At 37.9% G+C, this 19,153-nt stretch carries 12 protein-coding genes; 9 read left to right on the forward strand and 3 right to left on the reverse strand.

Annotation, left to right across the window (positions count from 1 at the left end):
* The first annotated feature begins 389 nt into the window (after positions 1 to 389).
* The 3 genes from AC0L7T_RS00440 to AC0L7T_RS00450 all read left to right on the forward strand — a co-directional run bounded on the left by AC0L7T_RS00440 (position 390) and on the right by AC0L7T_RS00450 (position 3,757).
* Entirely contained in the window at positions 390 to 1,214 is an 825-nt protein-coding gene (locus AC0L7T_RS00440) for a DUF4349 domain-containing protein (protein ID WP_473340260.1), read from the forward strand.
* Between the two features lie 160 nt (positions 1,215 to 1,374).
* Positions 1,375 to 2,364 (forward strand): 2-hydroxyacid dehydrogenase, encoded by a 990-nt coding sequence (locus tag AC0L7T_RS00445; RefSeq protein ID WP_473340262.1) that lies wholly within the window; start codon positions 1,375 to 1,377, stop codon positions 2,362 to 2,364.
* Positions 2,365 to 2,578: 214 nt separating this feature from the next.
* Positions 2,579 to 3,757, forward strand: coding sequence for a lycopene cyclase family protein (locus AC0L7T_RS00450; RefSeq protein WP_473340263.1), 1,179 nt, complete (start codon positions 2,579 to 2,581; stop codon positions 3,755 to 3,757).
* 257 nt (positions 3,758 to 4,014) lie between these two features.
* Here the strand turns inward: AC0L7T_RS00450 and AC0L7T_RS00455 are convergent, their stop codons facing one another.
* Together AC0L7T_RS00455 and AC0L7T_RS00460 are read right to left on the reverse strand one after the other, a co-directional pair.
* The gene (locus AC0L7T_RS00455) at positions 4,015 to 7,449 is read right to left on the reverse strand and encodes a ThuA domain-containing protein (RefSeq protein WP_473340265.1); all 3,435 of its coding nucleotides are present in this window, start codon (positions 7,447 to 7,449) and stop codon (positions 4,015 to 4,017) included.
* A gap of 127 nt (positions 7,450 to 7,576) precedes the next feature.
* The gene (locus tag AC0L7T_RS00460; RefSeq protein ID WP_473340266.1) at positions 7,577 to 8,446 is read right to left on the reverse strand and encodes a UbiA family prenyltransferase; all 870 of its coding nucleotides are present in this window, start codon (positions 8,444 to 8,446) and stop codon (positions 7,577 to 7,579) included.
* A gap of 86 nt (positions 8,447 to 8,532) precedes the next feature.
* Here AC0L7T_RS00460 and AC0L7T_RS00465 point away from each other — a divergent pair, with 86 nt between their 5' ends.
* The 3 genes from AC0L7T_RS00465 to AC0L7T_RS00475 are packed head-to-tail and all read left to right on the forward strand — an operon-like array spanning position 8,533 to position 11,229.
* A complete protein-coding gene (locus AC0L7T_RS00465) occupies positions 8,533 to 9,612 on the forward strand; it encodes a type III polyketide synthase (RefSeq protein ID WP_473340267.1) in 1,080 nt (359 codons plus the stop codon).
* On the forward strand, positions 9,609 to 10,316 hold the full coding sequence (locus AC0L7T_RS00470; protein WP_473340268.1) for a methyltransferase domain-containing protein: 708 nt from the start codon (positions 9,609 to 9,611) through the stop codon (positions 10,314 to 10,316). The genes AC0L7T_RS00465 and AC0L7T_RS00470 overlap by 4 nt, the downstream gene beginning before the upstream one ends.
* A gap of 49 nt (positions 10,317 to 10,365) precedes the next feature.
* On the forward strand, positions 10,366 to 11,229 hold the full coding sequence (locus AC0L7T_RS00475; RefSeq protein WP_473340269.1) for a mechanosensitive ion channel family protein: 864 nt from the start codon (positions 10,366 to 10,368) through the stop codon (positions 11,227 to 11,229).
* Between the two features lie 136 nt (positions 11,230 to 11,365).
* On the opposite strand, the gene AC0L7T_RS00480 is transcribed toward AC0L7T_RS00475, so the two are convergent.
* Positions 11,366 to 12,166, reverse strand: coding sequence for a hypothetical protein (locus tag AC0L7T_RS00480; RefSeq protein WP_473340271.1), 801 nt, complete (start codon positions 12,164 to 12,166; stop codon positions 11,366 to 11,368).
* A gap of 599 nt (positions 12,167 to 12,765) precedes the next feature.
* Between AC0L7T_RS00480 and AC0L7T_RS00485 the strand changes: the two genes are divergently transcribed.
* From AC0L7T_RS00485 to AC0L7T_RS00495, 3 genes are all read left to right on the forward strand, one after another.
* Complete coding sequence (locus AC0L7T_RS00485) at positions 12,766 to 15,147, forward strand: TonB-dependent siderophore receptor (RefSeq protein WP_473340272.1); 2,382 nt, start codon at positions 12,766 to 12,768, stop codon at positions 15,145 to 15,147.
* Positions 15,147 to 16,310: a PepSY-associated TM helix domain-containing protein gene (locus AC0L7T_RS00490; RefSeq protein ID WP_473340273.1), complete on the forward strand. Its 1,164-nt coding sequence runs from the start codon at positions 15,147 to 15,149 to the stop codon at positions 16,308 to 16,310. Before AC0L7T_RS00485 ends, AC0L7T_RS00490 begins: the two co-directional genes overlap by 1 nt.
* Before the next feature lie 465 nt (positions 16,311 to 16,775).
* Positions 16,776 to 19,145 (forward strand): TonB-dependent receptor, encoded by a 2,370-nt coding sequence (locus AC0L7T_RS00495; protein WP_473340275.1) that lies wholly within the window; start codon positions 16,776 to 16,778, stop codon positions 19,143 to 19,145.
* Positions 19,146 to 19,153 lie beyond the last annotated feature (8 nt).

A 19,153-nucleotide genomic window follows, 5' to 3' on the forward strand; every position in this document is an offset into this window, starting at 1 on the left:
TACGGGCTTATATTCAATTAACTACAGGATTTCCTGTCAAGACTGACAAAACGACTTATAAAAGGTTGTCATTTGCTTTTCCATAGGTAGTGCTGCTGCTTGTTGTTGGAGAAGTTACCAATTGATAAGGTTTAGTTGAATAAAACATAATTTTTATTCAGTTCAGTGTTTGAACAGCAATAAAACGTTAACTTTAATTAAAACGTTTTATTGGTTCCTCTTTATATTCCTAGCTGAAATCTTACTGCAAAGTATATTTTGGATGATCAGCTATTTAAGTATTGATGGATATTGGAATAAAATTTTGGCAGTGGTTAAAGTTGTCTAAAAACCTTATTTAACACGTTTCAATAATAATGTTCGTTCTGTGATGAAAAATTATAAATTTTATGAAACAATTATTTTTAATAATAGCAATTTTATTGCTTCAAGGATGTAACAGGCCAGAAAGAGAAATGATAATGGAAGTGGCTGACGAAGAGACGTTTGAGGAATTATTGTCTATACCTATAACCGAACAACCAGCCCCACCGCCGCCATCAATAATTTCAGGAACGGAGCAGATAAGTAAAAAAACTATTAAGACTGGAGGAATTAATTTCCAATCGCAAGACATAGGGGAAGATTATCAAACAATTCGAGAGCTCCTCCCTCGTTATGATGCCTATATTGAGCATGAAAATCAATCAAAAACTAAGGAAAAAATAAGTTACCAGTTGACTATTAGGGTTCCATCTACTGTGTATGATAGTTTATTTGTTACTTTTTCCACCATTGGGCATCGCCTTGAAAACAAGTATTCATCTATAGAAGATGTAACTGAAAATTATTATGACTTAAGTACAAGAATAAAAAACGACAAACTGCTAGAAAAACGCTACCTGAAAATTCTAGAAAGTGCCACTGAGATAAAGGATATTCTAGAAATCGAAAATAAACTTAACGAGATTCGGACTGATATAGAAAATCTTCAGGGACAATTTAATTATTTAAGTAAACAGGTATCGCTTAGCACAATAAGTTTATCATTCTATGAAGAACTCCCATATGTTTATGATGCTTCTCAGAGAGGAGGATTCCTGGCAAAATTTTTTAGTGCATTAAACAATGGCTGGCAAGGTTTTCTAAATTTTGTAATTGGTTTAATAGCATTTTGGCCTTTTCTGATATTGATTATTGTCCTTGGTTATTTTATTAGAAAATTTAGAAGTTAAAAAAATTAAAACTTTTTATCAGGTTGATCTTTTTATTTCCTACTTTAATAAGAATGGATTCAAGGATTGACCGCTAGGCTAGAAGAATTTATAAATTGTTTAGTATAGCTGAGTTTATTCGTCCTTTATTCCTAGGTACTTAAAACTTGAAATTACTCCAATGAAAATAGCCGTATTTAGTACGAAATCATACGATCAGGAATATTTTGAAAAACACAGTAGTAGTCAAGAAATTCATTTTACCTTTTTTGAAACATCTTTAACGAGTTCTACTGCTAATTTAACGGTTGAATTTGATGTCATATGTGCTTTTGTCAATGACAACCTGGACCATGATACAATAGAGATCCTTGCAAAAAATGGCGTGAAATTGATCGCCATGCGTTGTGCAGGTTTCAATAATGTGGATATCCAATCAGCTAAAACTCATGGAATCAAAGTAGTACGGGTTCCAGCTTATTCACCGGAAGCAGTGGCTGAACATTCTGTGGCATTGATACTGACCTTAAATAGAAAAACCCATAAGGCCTATAATAGGGTGCGGGAAGGAAATTTCTCCTTAAAAAACCTTATTGGATTCAACCTACATGGAAAAACAGTAGGTGTAATCGGAACCGGTCAGATTGGAGCCGCTTTCTGCAGGATAATGAAAGGGTTTGGTTGTAAATTGTTGGCCTATGACCTTACAGAATCACAGAAATTGGTGGCTATTGGGGTTCAATACCTACCAATCGAAGAAATATTCAAACAATCTGATATTGTATCTTTGCATTGTCCGCTTACCCCAGATACCAAACATATGGTGAATAAAAGTTCGCTGGCTCAAATGAAAGAGGGTGTAATGATCATCAATACGAGTAGAGGTGCCCTAATAAATACAGGGGATGTCATTGATGGCCTGGCACAGAAAAAGATAGGTTATCTGGGGATCGATGTATACGAACAAGAAGAAAAGCTATTTTTTGAAGACCTGTCAGAAAGCATCATTCAGGATGATTACCTATTAAGGTTGAATAGTTTTCCAAATGTGCTAATAACTTCCCATCAAGCGTATTTCACAAGGGAAGCCATGGATCAAATAACTTTAATAACACTCGAAAATATTAAAGCATTTAAAAACAAGCAGCAATTGATAAATGAGGTTGTCTGAGCAATGGCTGCTGGCAAAAGGCTTCTTATTTTGACTAAAATGGAATGTGAATAAATCTTTTGTAGCTTTTCTGATAGGTCACTTTATTTTGTTGTCAGTTATAAAAAACCCCTAAAAAAATTTAAACATGTTCTTAATGCCAGGTGTTTTGCTGCTTAAGACAAGTGATCGCTGAAGTTGTGCGGGATAAGTATAAAGCAAGAAAAGTCAATTGATGGAATTAGAATACGATTATATTATTGCAGGTTCTGGATTAGCCGGTCTAAGCTTGTTACACAGGATTTTGTTGGATGAAGAACTGCAAAGCAAAAAGATTTTGGTCATTGATAAGCTGAAGAAGTCAGACAATGACAAAACCTGGTGTTTTTGGGAAAAGGGTGAAGGTGTTTTCGAACCGATTGTGCATCATCAATGGAAAACCTTACAGTTTTTTTCTCCAGAGGTATCCAAAACCTTTGAACTAAAAAAGTACAAGTATAAAATGATTCAGGCTGGAGATTTTTACGCCCATATTCTGGACCATGCTTCCTCCTTTAAAAACCTAACCTTTAAAACAGAGGCGATCCTTGATATGGAGGTAAATGACGGAAAAGCCATTCTTAAAACTCAAGCAGGGGAATATTCGGGGCAATATATTTTTAATTCCACAGGTTTGTTTAATCCTGAAATGAACACCCAAAATACGCTATTGCAACATTTTATGGGCTGGTATATCAAAACGGATTCCCCCTTTTTTGATGCGAAAATTGGGACTTTGATGGATTTTAGGTTGCAGCAAACACATGGCACCACCTTTATGTATGTATTGCCAACCAGTGCAACGGAAGCTTTGATTGAATATACGCTATTTAGCGAAAGCATTCTGGATGAGGGAGATTACCAAGAGGCACTAAAAGCGTATATCGACAAGGAGCTAAAAATCAAGAATTACGAGATCACACATGAGGAATTTGGGGCAATTCCCATGTCATTGGCCAAATTTGCTCAAACCGTAAAAGATGGGGGCCGAATCATCAACATAGGAACCGCCGGAGGTTTCACAAAAGCCAGCACAGGCTATACTTTTCAGTTTGTACAAAAGCATGTTTTTCAAATAGTAAACCAGTTGAAAATCAATCAATCGCCGGTAGTTGATTTGACCTGGAAAAACAGTGTTTATGCCTGGTACGACCGTACTTTACTCGATGTTCTCCTTTCAAAAAAGGTGACTGGCAAGGAAATTTTTTCCAGTTTATTCAAAAGTAATTCGCCAGAAAAAATCTTGTCTTTTCTTGACAACGACAGTAACTTTTGGGAAGAGTTTAAAATTAGAAATAGTGTACCACTTTTTCCTTTTATGTTTTCTGGAATACGGCAACTGTTTGCCAAGAACAAAGTAAAGGCTAAAGATTAAGTTTCCGTCTCAATAAAAATTAAAAAATGCCATATAATTCTTTCTAATCAATAGGTTTAAGTGCTAAAAATTAAACAGATATGGATCTCGACTGGGAAAAGACAGAAAAGCACTATTCGATTTTGAGGGGATTATTGCCTTTTTTTCGCATCAATGTTTGATATATCCTTTCCTTTTTGCCCGTTTAAATTATGGTCTGGACAAAAAAAGGCCTGTAAATAACTTATTTACAGGCCTTTTATATTTATTCGGAAGATTTATTTACCAATCATTTTCATAGATAAAATGCTCATTCCTACTGATTCTTTGTCATTTAATGCTTCTGTGACGATATAAAGATCCTGGAACGCTTCTTTAACGGTGTCATTAAACCTTAATTCAAGTGTTTCTTCCATCATGCCTTCCGTTTCATTTTTTCTAATGACTACCTGGCCGATAATATTTCCTTCCGGACTACCTGATCGAGCCTCTAATTGATAACCGAAGTCAAATGGTGTTTTAGAACGTACTTTAAAATCAATGCCTTCCAAACCTGTAAGGTCAATGTTTTTAAGGGTAAAATAGCCTTTACCAATTGGAGCAGATAAATGCTGCTGACCATTTTCTACTTCGGTGTTATAGGCAAAGGTCTCATCAAGTTCACCTAAATTAATATTGTTGTTCCGAAGGAAAACAGTGGTTGAGGTACTAAGTGGCTTGATATTGTTGCCTCCTCTGTCTGTAAAGCTTGCGTTCAAAAGCATGACCCCGTTATTGACCATCTTTTTGCCTTGAAGCGGATCCAACTGACCCGAAGCTGGTAGTGATGGTTCTTGGTTTTCCATTCCATTTAACGAAAGTACAAAGGCTACAATTTTTCTTGCATCTCCTTCTTTTAAGGTTGGGTTGGCCGGCATCATTGTTTCTCCCCAAACACCTGAACCACCTTTGATGATTTTATTAATCAACTTGTCCACCGCTCCAGGTGAATCAGCATATTTTTTAGCAACATCAGTATAGCCTGGGCCTACCGATTTGCCATCGATTTGGTGACAGCTTTTACAAGTAAGTGATTCCATCAGGCTTTTTCCTGCCATGGCTTCAGACATTACCTGGTGTCCCAAGGCTGCTTCCGCTTTGTCGAAACCTTCGATATAATCTGCAGAAAGGTAAAGAGTAGAAAGATCTTCTCCAGCTGAAGGATCATCTGGATCATTGACCGTTACTTTATACCTTACTTTTTCATTTGGGAAATAAAAGCTTCCATTGCCTTCAAAGGAGACATTAATACTAGGTGCAATATTGCCTGCGTATACATTGATAGTTTTGCTTTTTACAGATTTATTTTCAGTGTCAGAGACAGTTACTGAGATATCATAATCCCCTACTTCCTCAAAAGTATAAGAAAGCTCCGGGACTTTTGTTTCCATCGTTTGACCATTCCCTAAATCCCAAAGATAGCTTAACGCATCATTTTCGGGGTCTTTTACTGAAGCTGTTATTTTCACTTCCAATGGAAGGCTACCTGAGGTTTTGTCTGTAGCAATTGAGGCGATTACCGGAGCCCTGTTACCAGGATTGTAATTAATAACGGAGAGGGCAGCATCTGCATTGGCACTGAACCAGCCTTTGCCATATTCCAGCAAGTAAAGTTTACCATTTGGACCCATTTCCATGTCTATAAGTGCATTGTGCCTTACATCTTCCATGAAAGGTTCCATTTTTAGGTAATCCCCATTTTGATCCATGGTGACTACTTTTATCCAGCCCCTTATCCAATCATAAATGAATAGCTTACCATCATAGTATGCTGGTAGGCCACCTCCGTCAGGATATAAATCAGAATAATAAACAGGCCCTGCCATGGCGTTCCTACCACCCGTACCTACCTCAGGAAAATCTTTGGATTCGTCATATGGGTAGTAAATAAATGCAGGTTGTGCAGGAGGTAATTCATTTATACCTGTATTGTTTCTGGAGTTATTGATTGGTTTGGCAGGATCAAAAGCTTCACCACTTTCACCAGTATTAAAATTAAAAGCATTGTAGGGGTAATTGTTTCCTACAAAGAAAGGCCAGCCGAAGTAGCCTGCCTTTTTAGCTTGGTTAACTTCATCATAACCTCTTGAACCCCTAACGCCGAATTGGTCTTCTCGTGCATCAGGACCTACTTCGCCCCAATACAAAAAGCCTGTTTTTTGATCTACTGAAATTCTATAAGGATTTCTGTTTCCTTGAACATAGATTTCAGGTTTGGTTTTATCCATTCCTTGAGGATAAAGATTTCCTTCAGGAATACTGTAAGAACCATCTTCATTTACTTTAATCCTAAGAATTTTACCTCTGAGATCATTGGTATTTCCTGAGGATCTCGCTGCATCATACTGCTCAAAACCTGGTCTATCGTCTAATGGACCATAGCCTTTTAAAGTATATTCCTGGTTGGGTTGGTTGAAAGGGGTTGAGTTGTCCCCTGCAGAAACGTATAACAAGCCATTACCATCAAAAGCGATTGAGCCTCCGGTGTGGCAGCAAATTCCTCTTTGGGAATAAAACTGAAGAATTACCTGTTCGGTATTCATTTTCCACTCGTCATTCTCAAACTTAAAGCGGGAAAGCCTATTTACGGATTCACCAGTTGGGCTGTAGAAAACGTAAACCCAGTGATTATTGGCAAAATCTGGATCTGCTTTGATTCCCATAAGTCCCTCTTCCGCATTTACTTTAGGCACATCAGTTTGCCAGTAAACATCCAAGTGAGCAACTTTACTGGTTTCTGAGCCACCATTTTTATAGAGTAGAATCTCACCTCTCCTTTGAGAGACTAAAATATCTAAATTGGGTAAAATGGTCATTTCTGTAGGTTCCTTGAATTCTCCTACCGCTAGGTATTCTTTTTCAAAACGGTCCGCATCAGGTACTCTTTTGCTATGAGCCCTGGAGTAATCCAGAATTTCATTGTCTCCGATGGCATATTTTATACCTTCTAGAAGGTGTTTTAAATAGAGCTCTTCTTTATAAGAGGCCCTGGTATGACCACCGCCCGTATAGAATGCGCGGCCACCATCATATTCATGGTACCAAGCAATTGGATGCTCTCCCATGTCTTCCCCTCCCTGATAGCTGTTCTCATCCAAAGTTAGTAATACATTCACCTCAGGATTAAAATTTTTATAGCTGTACCATTCGTCTGTTCTTGTCCATTTTTCAGGAAGGAATGAAGAACTTGCATGGGTTTTATCCACTACGACCAAATCCCCTTGTTGAACATTGGGGTATGGATCGTTTATTCCTGGATGGTCTACAAAATAGCCACCTACCATTTTACCATACCAGTCCCAACCATATTCGGTATCAGCTGCAGCATGGATTCCAACGAATCCCCCGCCAGCTTGAATATAGCGTTCAAATTCGGCTTGTTGGCTATTGTTTAGCACATCGCTGGTAGTGCTTAAGAAGATTACAGCACTGAAATCTTTCAATAAATCCTCGGTAAACATTTCAGCATTTTTCGTGCTTTCTACCTGAAAGCCATTTTGCTTTCCTAAATCGATTATTGCTTGAATCCCATCAGGAATAGATTCGTGATAATATCCGCTGGTTTTAGAAAAAACGAGGACTTTTGGATCTTTGGGTTTATTGGTACAAGCTCCTAATAGGAACGTTGCCAATATTAGGGAACAGAATCCCTTAATGACACTATTATTGGACATAAATTGATTTTTATTTTGCGGCAATATAATGAATATCTTTTTTTGACTTGAACATTTGTAAATATAATAGGTCCGATTGGCTTTTCTATAAACAAATTTTCGTTATAAAATGAAAAAATACCGGTCGCTATTGAGCGAAGAAATAGTAGATGAAGAAAAAATTTAAGGTACTGGCGGAGATTTTGTTCATGGTCATTGCCATTGTATGGTTGACATATTTTTTTCGGTCTTTTTGTACAAGGCTAAACCAAATGAAAAAATAAATTACCAATGGAGCAGTGCTTCCAAGAAACCACCAGATAGCCCATTCAGTATTTATGTGTACAAAATACCAAATGAAGGTAATTCCTGCAATTAAAAACCAAATGGCTGCGAAATAGAAGGTGCCCATCGTTCCCAGCATTAAACTAAGGGTGAGGTCTCCCCTCTTTTTGTCTTCCTCATGTTGGTAAACCTGAGTCAGTGGATAGGAACCTAGAAGTAATAGGGTAGTAAATAGCGCAGGCAATAAAATTTCCCATTCAAATAGTAGATTAAAACTCCCTTCTAGAAATCCAATGACACACATACCAAATGTAAATGCTCCCTGGAAAAATCCTGCTGTTAGCCAGCTTAGGTAAGGGTACTTTTTTAGACGGATTGCAGGATGGCTATAAGCCATGGATACCAGACCGTAAATGAGGACCATAGTAAAAAATGCGCTATTAATAAAGAAGGCGCCTATAAGAGCGATTCCAAAAAAAGCCAGAGATAGGTAATAGAGACCAATAGTAACTTTTTTAGGGTTTTTGAGCCCTCCTATACTTTTTTCATCCTTGTCAAAATAGCTGTTATAACCATTGCTTGAAGGATAAAGGAATAGGTGCAAAATTACCCCTACGGCTAGAATGTTTACAATTGGAGCATCAGTTGCTGAAGAAAGAGCAAACCAAAAAACCGGCATCAGGTAATAAGAAAAAGGAATTCGAAGGTGCTCCCAGCTTGATTTTTTAAACATATTCGTTATGCGAGATAACAATTCGCTTTGTCATTGGTTTTTACTTATCTTGAAATGTACTATAAATTAAAGCTAAACTAAAATCAATGAAGAGCCAAATAAAGAGCATAGGGCTTGCTAGTCCCGGGAAACCTATAGAACAGGAATTGATCTGCCGTTTTATGCAAAAGGCTCATGGTTTAGATGTCCAGGAAAGTAGAAAGTTATCCTTCGTTTATCGGAAATCTGGTATAGCCCAAAGGTATAGTGCACTTAAGGACTTTAATTTTAGCAACCCTCAGGACTTCAGCTTTTTTCCAAAAAATAAATTGCTTGAGCCTTTTCCAGATACCCTTAGTAGAATGGAGGTATTTAAGAAGGTAGCTCCTGAATTGGCCATTGTGGCAATAGAAAATTGCCTGGCACAAACCCAAGTGAAACCTGAACACATCACCCATTTAATTTTAATTTCATGTACGGGAATGTATGCTCCCGGGGTTGAAATGGACATTATCAACAGATTGGGATTATCTAATACTGTAGAACGCTATGCCATTCATTTTATGGGTTGCTATGCAGCTTTCAATGGAATTAAAATGGCGGATAGGATCTGTAAAAGTGAACCAGCTGCAAATGTGCTTGTGGTTGGGGTTGAACTTTGCACCATTCATTTCCAGAAGGAATACAATGAAGACAATATACTTGCGAATGCCCTTTTTGGGGATGGTGCCGCTGCCGTTCTCATCCAGCAAGGGGACCAAGGGATGCACATTGAAAACTACCAATCCAATATTATACCTGATGGAGCTGGCGACATGGCATGGTCAATAGGCAATTTTGGCTTTCAAATGAAGTTAAGCAAATATATTCCTAGTCTATTGGAGAATGGAATCAAGAGCTTTGCAAATGGTTTGGAGGAAAAATTTGGCCTTTCAAATATTAAGCATTTTGCCATTCACCCCGGAGGCAAGCAAATATTGAATAAAATTGAAACTGCATTCGGCATTGATGCAAGCCAAAACCAGCATGCGCACAACATTTTAAAAGAATTTGGAAATATGTCTTCAGTGACGATTCTCTTTGTTTTGGAGGCTATTTTGAATGATGCATCCATAAAAGGGAAAATATTGGCAATGGGCTTTGGACCCGGGTTAACACTAGAATGCCTACTAATAGAAAAGCCATGAGTAAATTTTTGCGCAGAAGTGAAGAGAAAGAAATAATGGATGATCTGGAATGCAGCGGCATAGAATTAGCTCAGACATTAAAGGAATTAAGAACAATCAATAAACTTTTGGGAGGGAATAATGTGACCACCTCTGGGCTTACTATTTTAGTGGGGGCACCTACTAATCAGCCCATGACCATTGTGGATCTTGGCTGTGGTGGTGGAGATATGGCAATACATATTAAAAGATGGGCGATTAAAAAGGGTTTTGATTTGCAGATCATAGGAGTCGATGCCAACCCTAATATCATAGATTTGGCGAGGAATAAAGTAAAAAATGAAAACATGGCCATTGAGTTTGTGGTGGGCAATGTTTTTGATCCAGAATTTATTAAAACGTCTGTAGACATTCAAACGTGTACTTTGTTTACGCATCATTTCACTTCAGAGCAGTTGGTTCAAATTTTAAAAAACCTTAAAGGCAAAACAAGGGTTGGCTTTGTAATCAATGATCTGCACAGACATTTCCTTGCCTATTATTCGATAAAATGGCTTACAAGGTGTTTTTCCAAATCGAATATGGTTAAAAATGATGCACCATTATCTGTACTAAGGTCTTTCAAAAAATCAGATTGGGAATTGATTTTAAAAGCCTCTGGAATCGAGAAATTCACAATTTCATGGCACTGGGCTTTTAGATGGCAAGTTATTTGCTGGATTTGATAAATATATTTTTAAATTTTTATTAAATCATTAAAAATCAGTTTAATTTATGGAATTTGATACCAATTCCCTTGATGGGATTATCCAGACTGTTACCCCTTTAATTTTACTTGCATTGAAAAGTATTTTTATCGCTGTTGTCGTTTACTTTGTCGGTAAATGGGTAATAGGACTAATAATTAAAGCAGTAGACAAAATTTTTAAGAAGTCTGATTTAGATGAGTCTCTGACTAGCTTTTTGAAAAGCTTTTTAAGTGGTCTACTTCATGTGTTATTAATACTTGCCGTGCTTGCAACCTTGGGAGTAGAGGTCACAGCATTTGTTGCAATTCTAGGTGCAGCAGGTTTGGCTGTAGGTTTAGCACTTCAGGGTTCCTTGGCTAATTTTGCCGGCGGAGTTTTAATTTTAGTGTTCAAACCTTTTAAAATCGGAGATACGGTAGAGGCTCAAGGTACACTTGGCTCAGTAGAAAAAATTGATATTCTCTATACTACTATCAGGCAATTTGACAATAAGGTAGTAACCGTTCCTAATGGGAATTTAGCGAACAATAACATTACAAACTTCTCTGAAAAACCTACTAGAAGAGTGGATATGGCTGTAGGGGTAGCTTATGGAACAGATTTAAAAGTTACCAGAAAAATCATCCTGGATACTTTGAAGAAAGACGAAAGAATCCATGCTGATCCAGCCCCGGTAGTTTATTTTACTAATTTTGGAGATAACTCTTTGGACCTGTCGGTAAGGTGCTGGTCAGATGCGGGTGATTTATGGCCAGTTTTTTGGGACAATATGGAGAATATTAAAGAAGCTTTGGAAGAAAAAAATATTGAAGTACCGTTCCCACAACGAGACGTGCATCATTATTTTCCTGAGGGTAATCCAGAATTAAAAAGTGTAGAAAAAAAATAGGTAAAAAATGCCGGAGTCTCAGTTACTACCAAGTTTTCGAGACTCCGGGCAAACCCTACATTAAAAAATAACCAACTATCTACAATCAATCTTCCTCACAACAAAAATAAATAATAAAAAATCCAATGTTAATTCCTTATAATGAGCTACTACATCCAATTGATTCAAAGCTCACTATTGTATTTTGATCCGCATTGCTGCTAATTTGTAAACTTCCCTCAATAGGTTCATACAATCCTGATTCAATGCATTCCTGCATGTATTTAAAAGGTTGTACTATTTCAAATGTTGTCTTACTATAATTCTCAGTAGTTAAAGACCCACTGCCTTTCAGATAAATTCTAAATCCATCCGATGCTGTCGAAAACTCCAATTCTCTGGTGTAATTTTGGCTTAAATTAAATTCTTGCCCATTTAAATTGACCAATTTGAAATCTTCCATGCTTGAGGAGAATCTTAGGGTCTTTGTAGCTATATCATATCCCAGGTTTTCTAATGTTCTCTCTCCATTCATTTGATGGCCGTTTAAAGAGAAATTTTCGAAATCTATGGTGAGAAGGCTACCTTTACTTAATATTTCTCCTGAATATTTTATAGTTAAATTTCCTATTCTTTCCATGCCAAGGCCACTTACGCAACCACTGCCGAAATCAATTTTTACTTGACCAATTTTGTCGTTCCTGGTAATAATCGTACCTGGACAGCTTAACTCATCCAATAAGGGTATCAATCGCTGTTCGCTAAGGTTCTGTTGCATGGTGGACATTACCATCAAGTCAACTTCTTCCATAAGTCCCATCATTCCTGAAATTTCTTCAGAAGGAATGCTTTTATCAATCGGTGCTAAATCCTCATGATCAGATGTCACACAAGAGACTGCTGTAAGTAGCAATACAATTGCGAAGCTGTTGATCAAATAAAATTTCGGATTATTCATGATAAAAAAGATACTTTAATGTATGTTTTACTACTTTGTTTTCGAAAAGTACTGTGGTATTATTTCTTTTACTAATAAAAAACCAATTAAATAACTATTAAAATTAACAAAGCATATATTTAGTTTTGAAAAGCAAAAAATGTTATACCACTGAGGTTATTGCTTGATAAATGTCATTACCTTAAAAAAAAATGCATTTGGGCCCGTGGTTTCTCCAAAATAGTGCTAAATTCCACCTTAAAACATTGATATATTTGACTTTGCTAGAATAAATGGTGTGATTGGATAAAAAGAACAAATACTTCCCTGCCTATTTCTAATCACTTAAAATTCAAAGGGCTAACCCTAACTGTAGCACTGTAGGATATATTAACTGAAGTCCTTCTGACTTTTAGTGAATTCCTAGTAAAATCACCATTTTTCCCTATTTTTCAAAACTTTGCACTGGTACTGCACTGTCTCAATTTTTGGGCATCAGGTAAATTATGTTTTGTCATTAATCTATAAACCTAAAGAAGGTTTGAATTTTATTTAGATTAATTCCAAATAAACTTGTTTGGAATCTATCCAGTTATTAGTTTTGAAAAAATAATAAAGCAATGAAACAAAGCATTTTACTAACTATAGGATTAATTTTATTTGGTTTTTCCATTACTTATGCTCAAAAAGCGAGTATATATGGGGTAGTTACCACTTCAGATGGTCAGGCACTTGAATATGTGAACGTTGGTATTGTGGGTCTGGCAAAAGGGGGAACTACAGCTCGAAACGGAGGCTTTGAAATAAACAATATTGAACCGGGGGAACATACCATTTTTGCGTCATTCATAGGTGCCAAAAGGCAAGAAAAGAATATTCATTTATCCCCGGGAGAAAGATTGGCTATCATTTTTAGTCTGGAGGAATCGGCTTCAGATTTAGCAGAAGTAATTGTTACGGATGTTGGCACCAACCGATATTATGCAGACAGTGTTTTTACAGTAGCTAAATTACCCTTAACAGATCTTCAAAACCCACAAGTTTATAATTCCATATCCTCACGTTTGCTCAAGGAGCAGGTGGTAACCAATATGAACGATGCCTTAAAAAATGCTACCGGTGTAGCCCGTCTTTGGCAATCGACCGGTAGGGGCGGTGATGGTGCTGAATATTATTCCATGCGTGGCTTCTCTGTACAGCCGACCATGGTAAATGGAATGCCCAGTCTAAACAACGGAGGACTCGATCCGGCCAATGTGGAACGTGTGGATGTGATAAAGGGACCATCCGGAACACTTTTTGGAAGTGCTGTAATTTCCTATGGTGGCTTGATTAATATTACAACAAAGCGCCCAGGAGATTCATTTAAAGGAGAAATAGGGTTAATAACGGGTAGTTTTGGATTGAATAGACTTACTGCAGATATAAATACGCCTCTTAACGAAGCCTCATCCATTCGGGTAAATACGGCTTATCAAAACAGTAATACTTTTCAGGATGCAGGCGGTAGCGAATCATTCTTCTTTGCCCCCTCTTTTAAATTCCAAGCCAGTGAAAGACTTACCTTCTTGATCAATACCGAGTTTTTGAATACTACCTCTGTAAATGCTCCTATGATTTTCTTAAACAGATCTAATCCAATTACTTTTTCAGAAATTGATCTTTTTGAAAATAATTATGACCGTTCTTTTACTGGTAATGAATTGGGGATTAACAATTCTTCTTATGGATTACAGGCCCAAGGCCTGTACAAAATCACAAAACATTGGACTTCGCAAACAGTTGTCTCCCGTAGTGCAACAAAATCTGATGGCTATTATCATTATTTATTTGATGATAGTAATGGAGACAGTTTCACCCGATACATTTCTGATAGAAACGGGCAAACCTTGACAACGGACATTCAACAAAACTTTATAGGTGATTTTGACTTGGCAACCATACCTAATAAATTGGTCGTTGGACTTGATTATTACGAATCTTCACTGTTCAATGGCAGCACGGGATGGGTAGGAAATGGCGCTGTTACCCTTTCTGATGGTGTTGATACTGGTGTATTGACTCAGGCGGGTGTAGACGATTTGCTGAAAAATTCCTTTGAAGGGAATACTACTGGAAAAACTCGCATAATGAGTGCTTATGTATCAGATGTGGCAGAAGTACTTCCAGAGCTTTCAGTTATGGCGAGCGTTCGGGTTGACAATTTTAAAAGTGAAACCGGAAATTGGGCTGCAGATGGCGCAAAAACGCAAACGGCCTTATCACCTAAATTTGGTTTCGTATACCAACCCATTCAAGATAAAGTTTCTGTTTTTGGAAACTATATGAATGGATTTGTAAATGTGGCCCCGAGGTCGGTAGCTGACGCCAATGGGAGTAACCAAAGACTAAAAACCTTTTCACCAGAAAACGCCAATCAGATTGAGCTAGGGGTGAAGACCAATCTTTATAATGACAAAGTAGCCGCCACGGCCAGCTATTATCATATTAATGTTAACAATCGGGTAATGACCGATCCTGAAAATATCAATAACGTTATTCAGGGTGGGCAGGTAAAAAGTCAAGGCTTAGAAATTAGTGTGATAGCCAGTCCAATAGAAGGTTTAAACCTTGTAGCTGGATACAGTAAAAACCATGCAGAGGTAACCAGGGATTATGAGGAAAGTGGTTATTTGGGTCTGAGACCAGAAGAAGCAGGGCCAGAACAACTCATTAATTTTTGGGCCAGTTATTCCTTTTTGTCAGGAGACTTAAAAGGATTTGGACTTGGGTTGGGAGGCAATACAGCAAGCGAATACCTGACCATCAATAGAGAAAACATTGGCTCTTTTGCTTTGCCAGCTTATCAGGTATTTAATGCTTCTGTAAATTATACTGGATCCCAATACTTTCTGGCTTTGAAGGTAAATAACATTACCGACCAAAAATATTACTCGGGTTGGTCTACGGTGACGCCTCAAAATCCAAGAAACATTTCCCTAAGTTTAAACTATAGGTTTTAATGAAGGTTAAAAAAGCAATTGCAAAACTTCACTTATGGCTCGGATTAAGCTCCGGGCTTGTAGTGTTTATTGTGGCTGTAACAGGTTGTATTTATGCTTTTCAATCTGAAATCCAGGATTTAACCCAATCCTACCGGTTTGTGACACCTAAAGATTCATCCATCTTACCTCCTACTGCCATTTGGGAAAAAGCAGATGTCGCATTGCCTGACAAGCATTTACATGCCGTTTTATATGCTACGCCAGATCGGGCAGCTCAGGCAATTTATTATAGTTTTGAAGAACATTATTATTATTTTGTCTACGTCAACCCTTATACGGGTGAGGTTTTAAAGGTAAAAGATGCTTATGCTGATTTTTTCAGGTTAGTCCTGGACGGACATTTTTACCTGTGGTTGCCACCAGCCATTGGGCAACCCGTGGTGGCTTCTTTTACACTTGTGTTTTTGTTTATGGTTATTTCAGGTTTAATACTTTGGTGGCCAAGAAAAAAGAAAAACCTTAAGAGCAGTCTTAAAATCAAATGGAAGGCAAGATGGAGGAGAAAAAATTATGACCTGCATCAAGTGATGGGCTTTTATGTAATGGGTTTTGCCAGTATTTTCGCTATTACTGGTTTGGTTTGGGGTTTTGAATGGTTTCGCAATACTGTTTTTTTCATAAGTTCGGCTGGAGATAATTATGTGGAGTATTATACTCCCCTTTCCGATTCAACATCCGTGTACCAGGATGCTGTTCCTGCACTGGATGCCGTATGGATGAAAATGAGAAACCTATATCCAAATGCTGAGTGGATTGAAGTACATCCTCCTGAATTTGAAAATGCGGCCATTGCTGCCAATGCCAATCCTGACGCCTCTACATATTGGAAGATGGATTACCGGTATTTTGACCAAAACACATTGAAAGAATTACCTGTAGAACATATCTATAACCGTTTTGATGAAGCTTCCATTGGAGATAAAGTAATGCGTATCAATTATGACCTTCATGTTGGTGCTATTGCGGGTTTGTCTGGTAAAATTTTTGCATTTCTTTTGAGCGCAATAATAGCGTCTTTGCCAATGACCGGTTTTTTAATTTGGTGGGGCAGAAAAAAGAAAGCAAAAAGGGATAAAGAAGACAAGAACTCCCCCCTCTCAAACAGAGGAGAAATTGGCTAATGCATAAAGTAATTATTTAATGAACCAATCCAACATGATGTGTAGCTTATCGTTTGGATTTAAGAAATATTAATATTCGTCAAATGTCTACCAGTATATAAGCCTTGCTCTCAAAGTAGCTTTCCTTTTTTATCCTTCTTAATTGTTTAAACTATAAACGATTAAAGTTTTTATGGTTTCAACAATCTTAATTAGTGGTGGGAATGGTATTCCTAAATCCTATTAAAGAATATTCAACATGGAGTTGTTGTGTGATATTCCTGATCAATCTTGAGGCTAGACTGCTGTTAAAAAAAATTTCAAATTAATTACTAAAACGTTTGGCTACTTAAAGGCTAGGCCTTAGATTTGTTTTAATTTAAAATTAATCTAAATAACAATAAGAACAATAATCAAAAAAGAAGCCTTACAGCGGCAACTGTAAGACTTCCGGTAATCACTTCCTAATTCTCCAATTAAAAAGCAATGCAATATAATAAAATATTGTCACTAGTATTTCTGTGCCTTTTATTAACTCATGCTGTTTTTTCACAGCAAAAGAGGGTTTTTTCTGGTATAGTTACAGATCAACAGGATCAAGCGATTCCTGGGGTCTTGGTTAAAGTTCACGCTCAAAATACGGGCATCGTCACAGATCTCAACGGTAAGTTCACCGTCAATTTGCCTTCCGGCAAAGAGGTTACACTAGATTTTTCTTTTCTAGGATACAAAATCCATCAAGAAGTAATAGCAGCAGGGCCAATTGGCCAAGAGCTTAAAATTCAATTGGTTGAGGAAACCACAGACCTTCAGGAATTTACCATTTTAGGGAAATCCGAGTTAAGTGAAATTAGGGAACGGGCTTTTAATGTAGAAGTGGTAGATGCCAGAAAGCTCCACCATACCAACCTTGATTTGGGGCATGCACTCGATAGGGTTTCAGGTGTAAGGGTTAGGGAAAGTGGTGGCGTTGGCTCGAGAATGAATTTTTCCCTTAATGGCTTTTCAGGCAAGCAGGTGAAATTTTTTATTGATGGGATTCCCATGGATGATTTTGGTTCCTCCTTTCAGCTCAACAATATCCCCATCAACCTTGCCGAGCGCATAGAGGTCTATAAAGGTGTAGTGCCAATCGGCCTGGGGGCAGATGCCTTGGGCGGCGCAGTGAATATTGTTACAAAAAACGTTCGAAAAAACTATGTAGATGCATCCTATTCCTATGGTTCCTTCAATACCCATAGGTCCGTCATCAATACAGCTTTTGTAGCAGAATCTGGCTTTACATTTCAATTGAATGCTTTTCAGAACTATTCTGACAACAACTATTGGGTGGATGTGGATGTAGCGGACATAGAAACAGGAAAATATTACCCCAATCAGCGTGTGCGAAGGTTTCATGACACCTATCACAATGAGACAGTGATTACACAACTTGGTGTTCAAGGGAAATCTTATGCAGACAAGCTATTAATTGGCCTGACAGCTGGGAAAAATTACTCAGAAGTACAGACTGGAGCTCGTTTGGTGTCGGTTTTTGGACAGTGGCACCGCAGAGGAACAATCCTCATGCCGACCTTTAAATATCAAAAGAGAGACCTTATCACAAAGGGCTTGGATTTAAATGTGAATGCCAATTACAATTTTGGCTCTGAACAAAACATCGATACGGTCAATCGTCGCTACAACTGGTTTCAGCAGTACAAAGAATATGATGTGCCAGGAGGAGAGCGCTCGTATACACGCTACAAGTTTAATAACAACAACGCTGTCCTCACGGCGAATGCCCATTACAACTTTGGGATTCATACGTTTGCCATCAGCAATGTATTCAATAGTTTTAATCGAATTGGGAGCGATGCACTTAATCCAGAGAATGACAAATACGAACAACCTCGAAAAAGTCAAAAGAATATAACAGGTTTAAGCTATCAGTTGAATTGGGAAGAGAAGGCCAGTGTTTCAGCATTTACTAAAATCTACAAGCAGACCAACTATTTCACATTGTCTTATAATCCCACAGGGAATTATGGAGATGTGGCCTATCGCAACGAAAGGGAAAATTTCACCTACCCGGGATATGGGATTACTGGTTCCTATTTTATCACAGGAAATATTCAAGCCAAAGCCTCTTTTGAGAAAAGCTACCGGCTACCGGAGCCAGAAGAACTCTTTGGTGACATGGTGAACCTGCAGGGGAATTTGGACCTAAAGCCAGAAACCAGTTACAACTATAATTTGGGTCTGAGTATCTGGAAACAACTCAACAGAGATCACCGGGTTGATATTTCTGCCAATGGTTTCTACCGTGACGCAAAAGATTTCATTCGTGCCAGACTCAATAACAACCAAGCGATGCAGGTGATGGACAACCTCTACAGCGTGACCAATATCGGTGTAGAAGGGGAAATCCGCTGGACCTATAAGAACCTGCTTTCTGCTGGTGCCAATATTACATATCAAAATCTTCGAAACAATACGGAATTTGAAGAAGGGCAAACGGCTTCGAGCATAGTCTATCGTGATAGGGTGCCAAATATGCCATACCTCTTTGGGAATGCTGATGCAAGTCTGATGCTTCAAGATGCTTTTGGCAAAGGGAACGACCTCAACGTCGGATACAATCTGCTTTATGTGCATGCATTTTACCTCTACTGGCCCAGCCTGGGAGCTGAGAAATTCGATGTGCCACAGCAGCTTTCTCATGATGTCAATCTCACTTATACCACTGGAGAAAAAGGTAGACTTCAGCTGATTGCTGAGTGCAAAAATTTACTGGACAGTAAACTCTATGACAATTTCAGCTTGCAGAAACCAGGGCGGAGCTTCTCAGGCAAAATAAGATATTTTATTTATTAATTCTTACA

It is taken from the genome of Cyclobacterium sp. 10D3-21 (assembly GCF_055809755.1).

What these genes read in the sequence shown, in the direction of transcription:
- AC0L7T_RS00445 (WP_473340262.1), top strand. Translation starts at nt 1,375, where the DNA reads ATGAAAATAGCCGTATTTAGTACGAAATCATACGATCAGGAATATTTT.
- AC0L7T_RS00470 (WP_473340268.1), top strand. Translation starts at nt 9,609, where the DNA reads ATGAGTAAATTTTTGCGCAGAAGTGAAGAGAAAGAAATAATGGATGAT.
- AC0L7T_RS00450 (WP_473340263.1), top strand. Translation starts at nt 2,579, where the DNA reads ATGGAATTAGAATACGATTATATTATTGCAGGTTCTGGATTAGCCGGT.
- AC0L7T_RS00495 (WP_473340275.1), top strand. Translation starts at nt 16,776, where the DNA reads ATGCAATATAATAAAATATTGTCACTAGTATTTCTGTGCCTTTTATTA.
- AC0L7T_RS00465 (WP_473340267.1), top strand. Translation starts at nt 8,533, where the DNA reads ATGAAGAGCCAAATAAAGAGCATAGGGCTTGCTAGTCCCGGGAAACCT.
- AC0L7T_RS00460 (WP_473340266.1), bottom strand. Translation starts at nt 8,446, where the DNA reads ATGTTTAAAAAATCAAGCTGGGAGCACCTTCGAATTCCTTTTTCTTAT.
- AC0L7T_RS00475 (WP_473340269.1), top strand. Translation starts at nt 10,366, where the DNA reads ATGGAATTTGATACCAATTCCCTTGATGGGATTATCCAGACTGTTACC.
- AC0L7T_RS00455 (WP_473340265.1), bottom strand. Translation starts at nt 7,449, where the DNA reads ATGTCCAATAATAGTGTCATTAAGGGATTCTGTTCCCTAATATTGGCA.
- AC0L7T_RS00485 (WP_473340272.1), top strand. Translation starts at nt 12,766, where the DNA reads ATGAAACAAAGCATTTTACTAACTATAGGATTAATTTTATTTGGTTTT.
- AC0L7T_RS00490 (WP_473340273.1), top strand. Translation starts at nt 15,147, where the DNA reads ATGAAGGTTAAAAAAGCAATTGCAAAACTTCACTTATGGCTCGGATTA.
- AC0L7T_RS00440 (WP_473340260.1), top strand. Translation starts at nt 390, where the DNA reads ATGAAACAATTATTTTTAATAATAGCAATTTTATTGCTTCAAGGATGT.
- AC0L7T_RS00480 (WP_473340271.1), bottom strand. Translation starts at nt 12,166, where the DNA reads ATGAATAATCCGAAATTTTATTTGATCAACAGCTTCGCAATTGTATTG.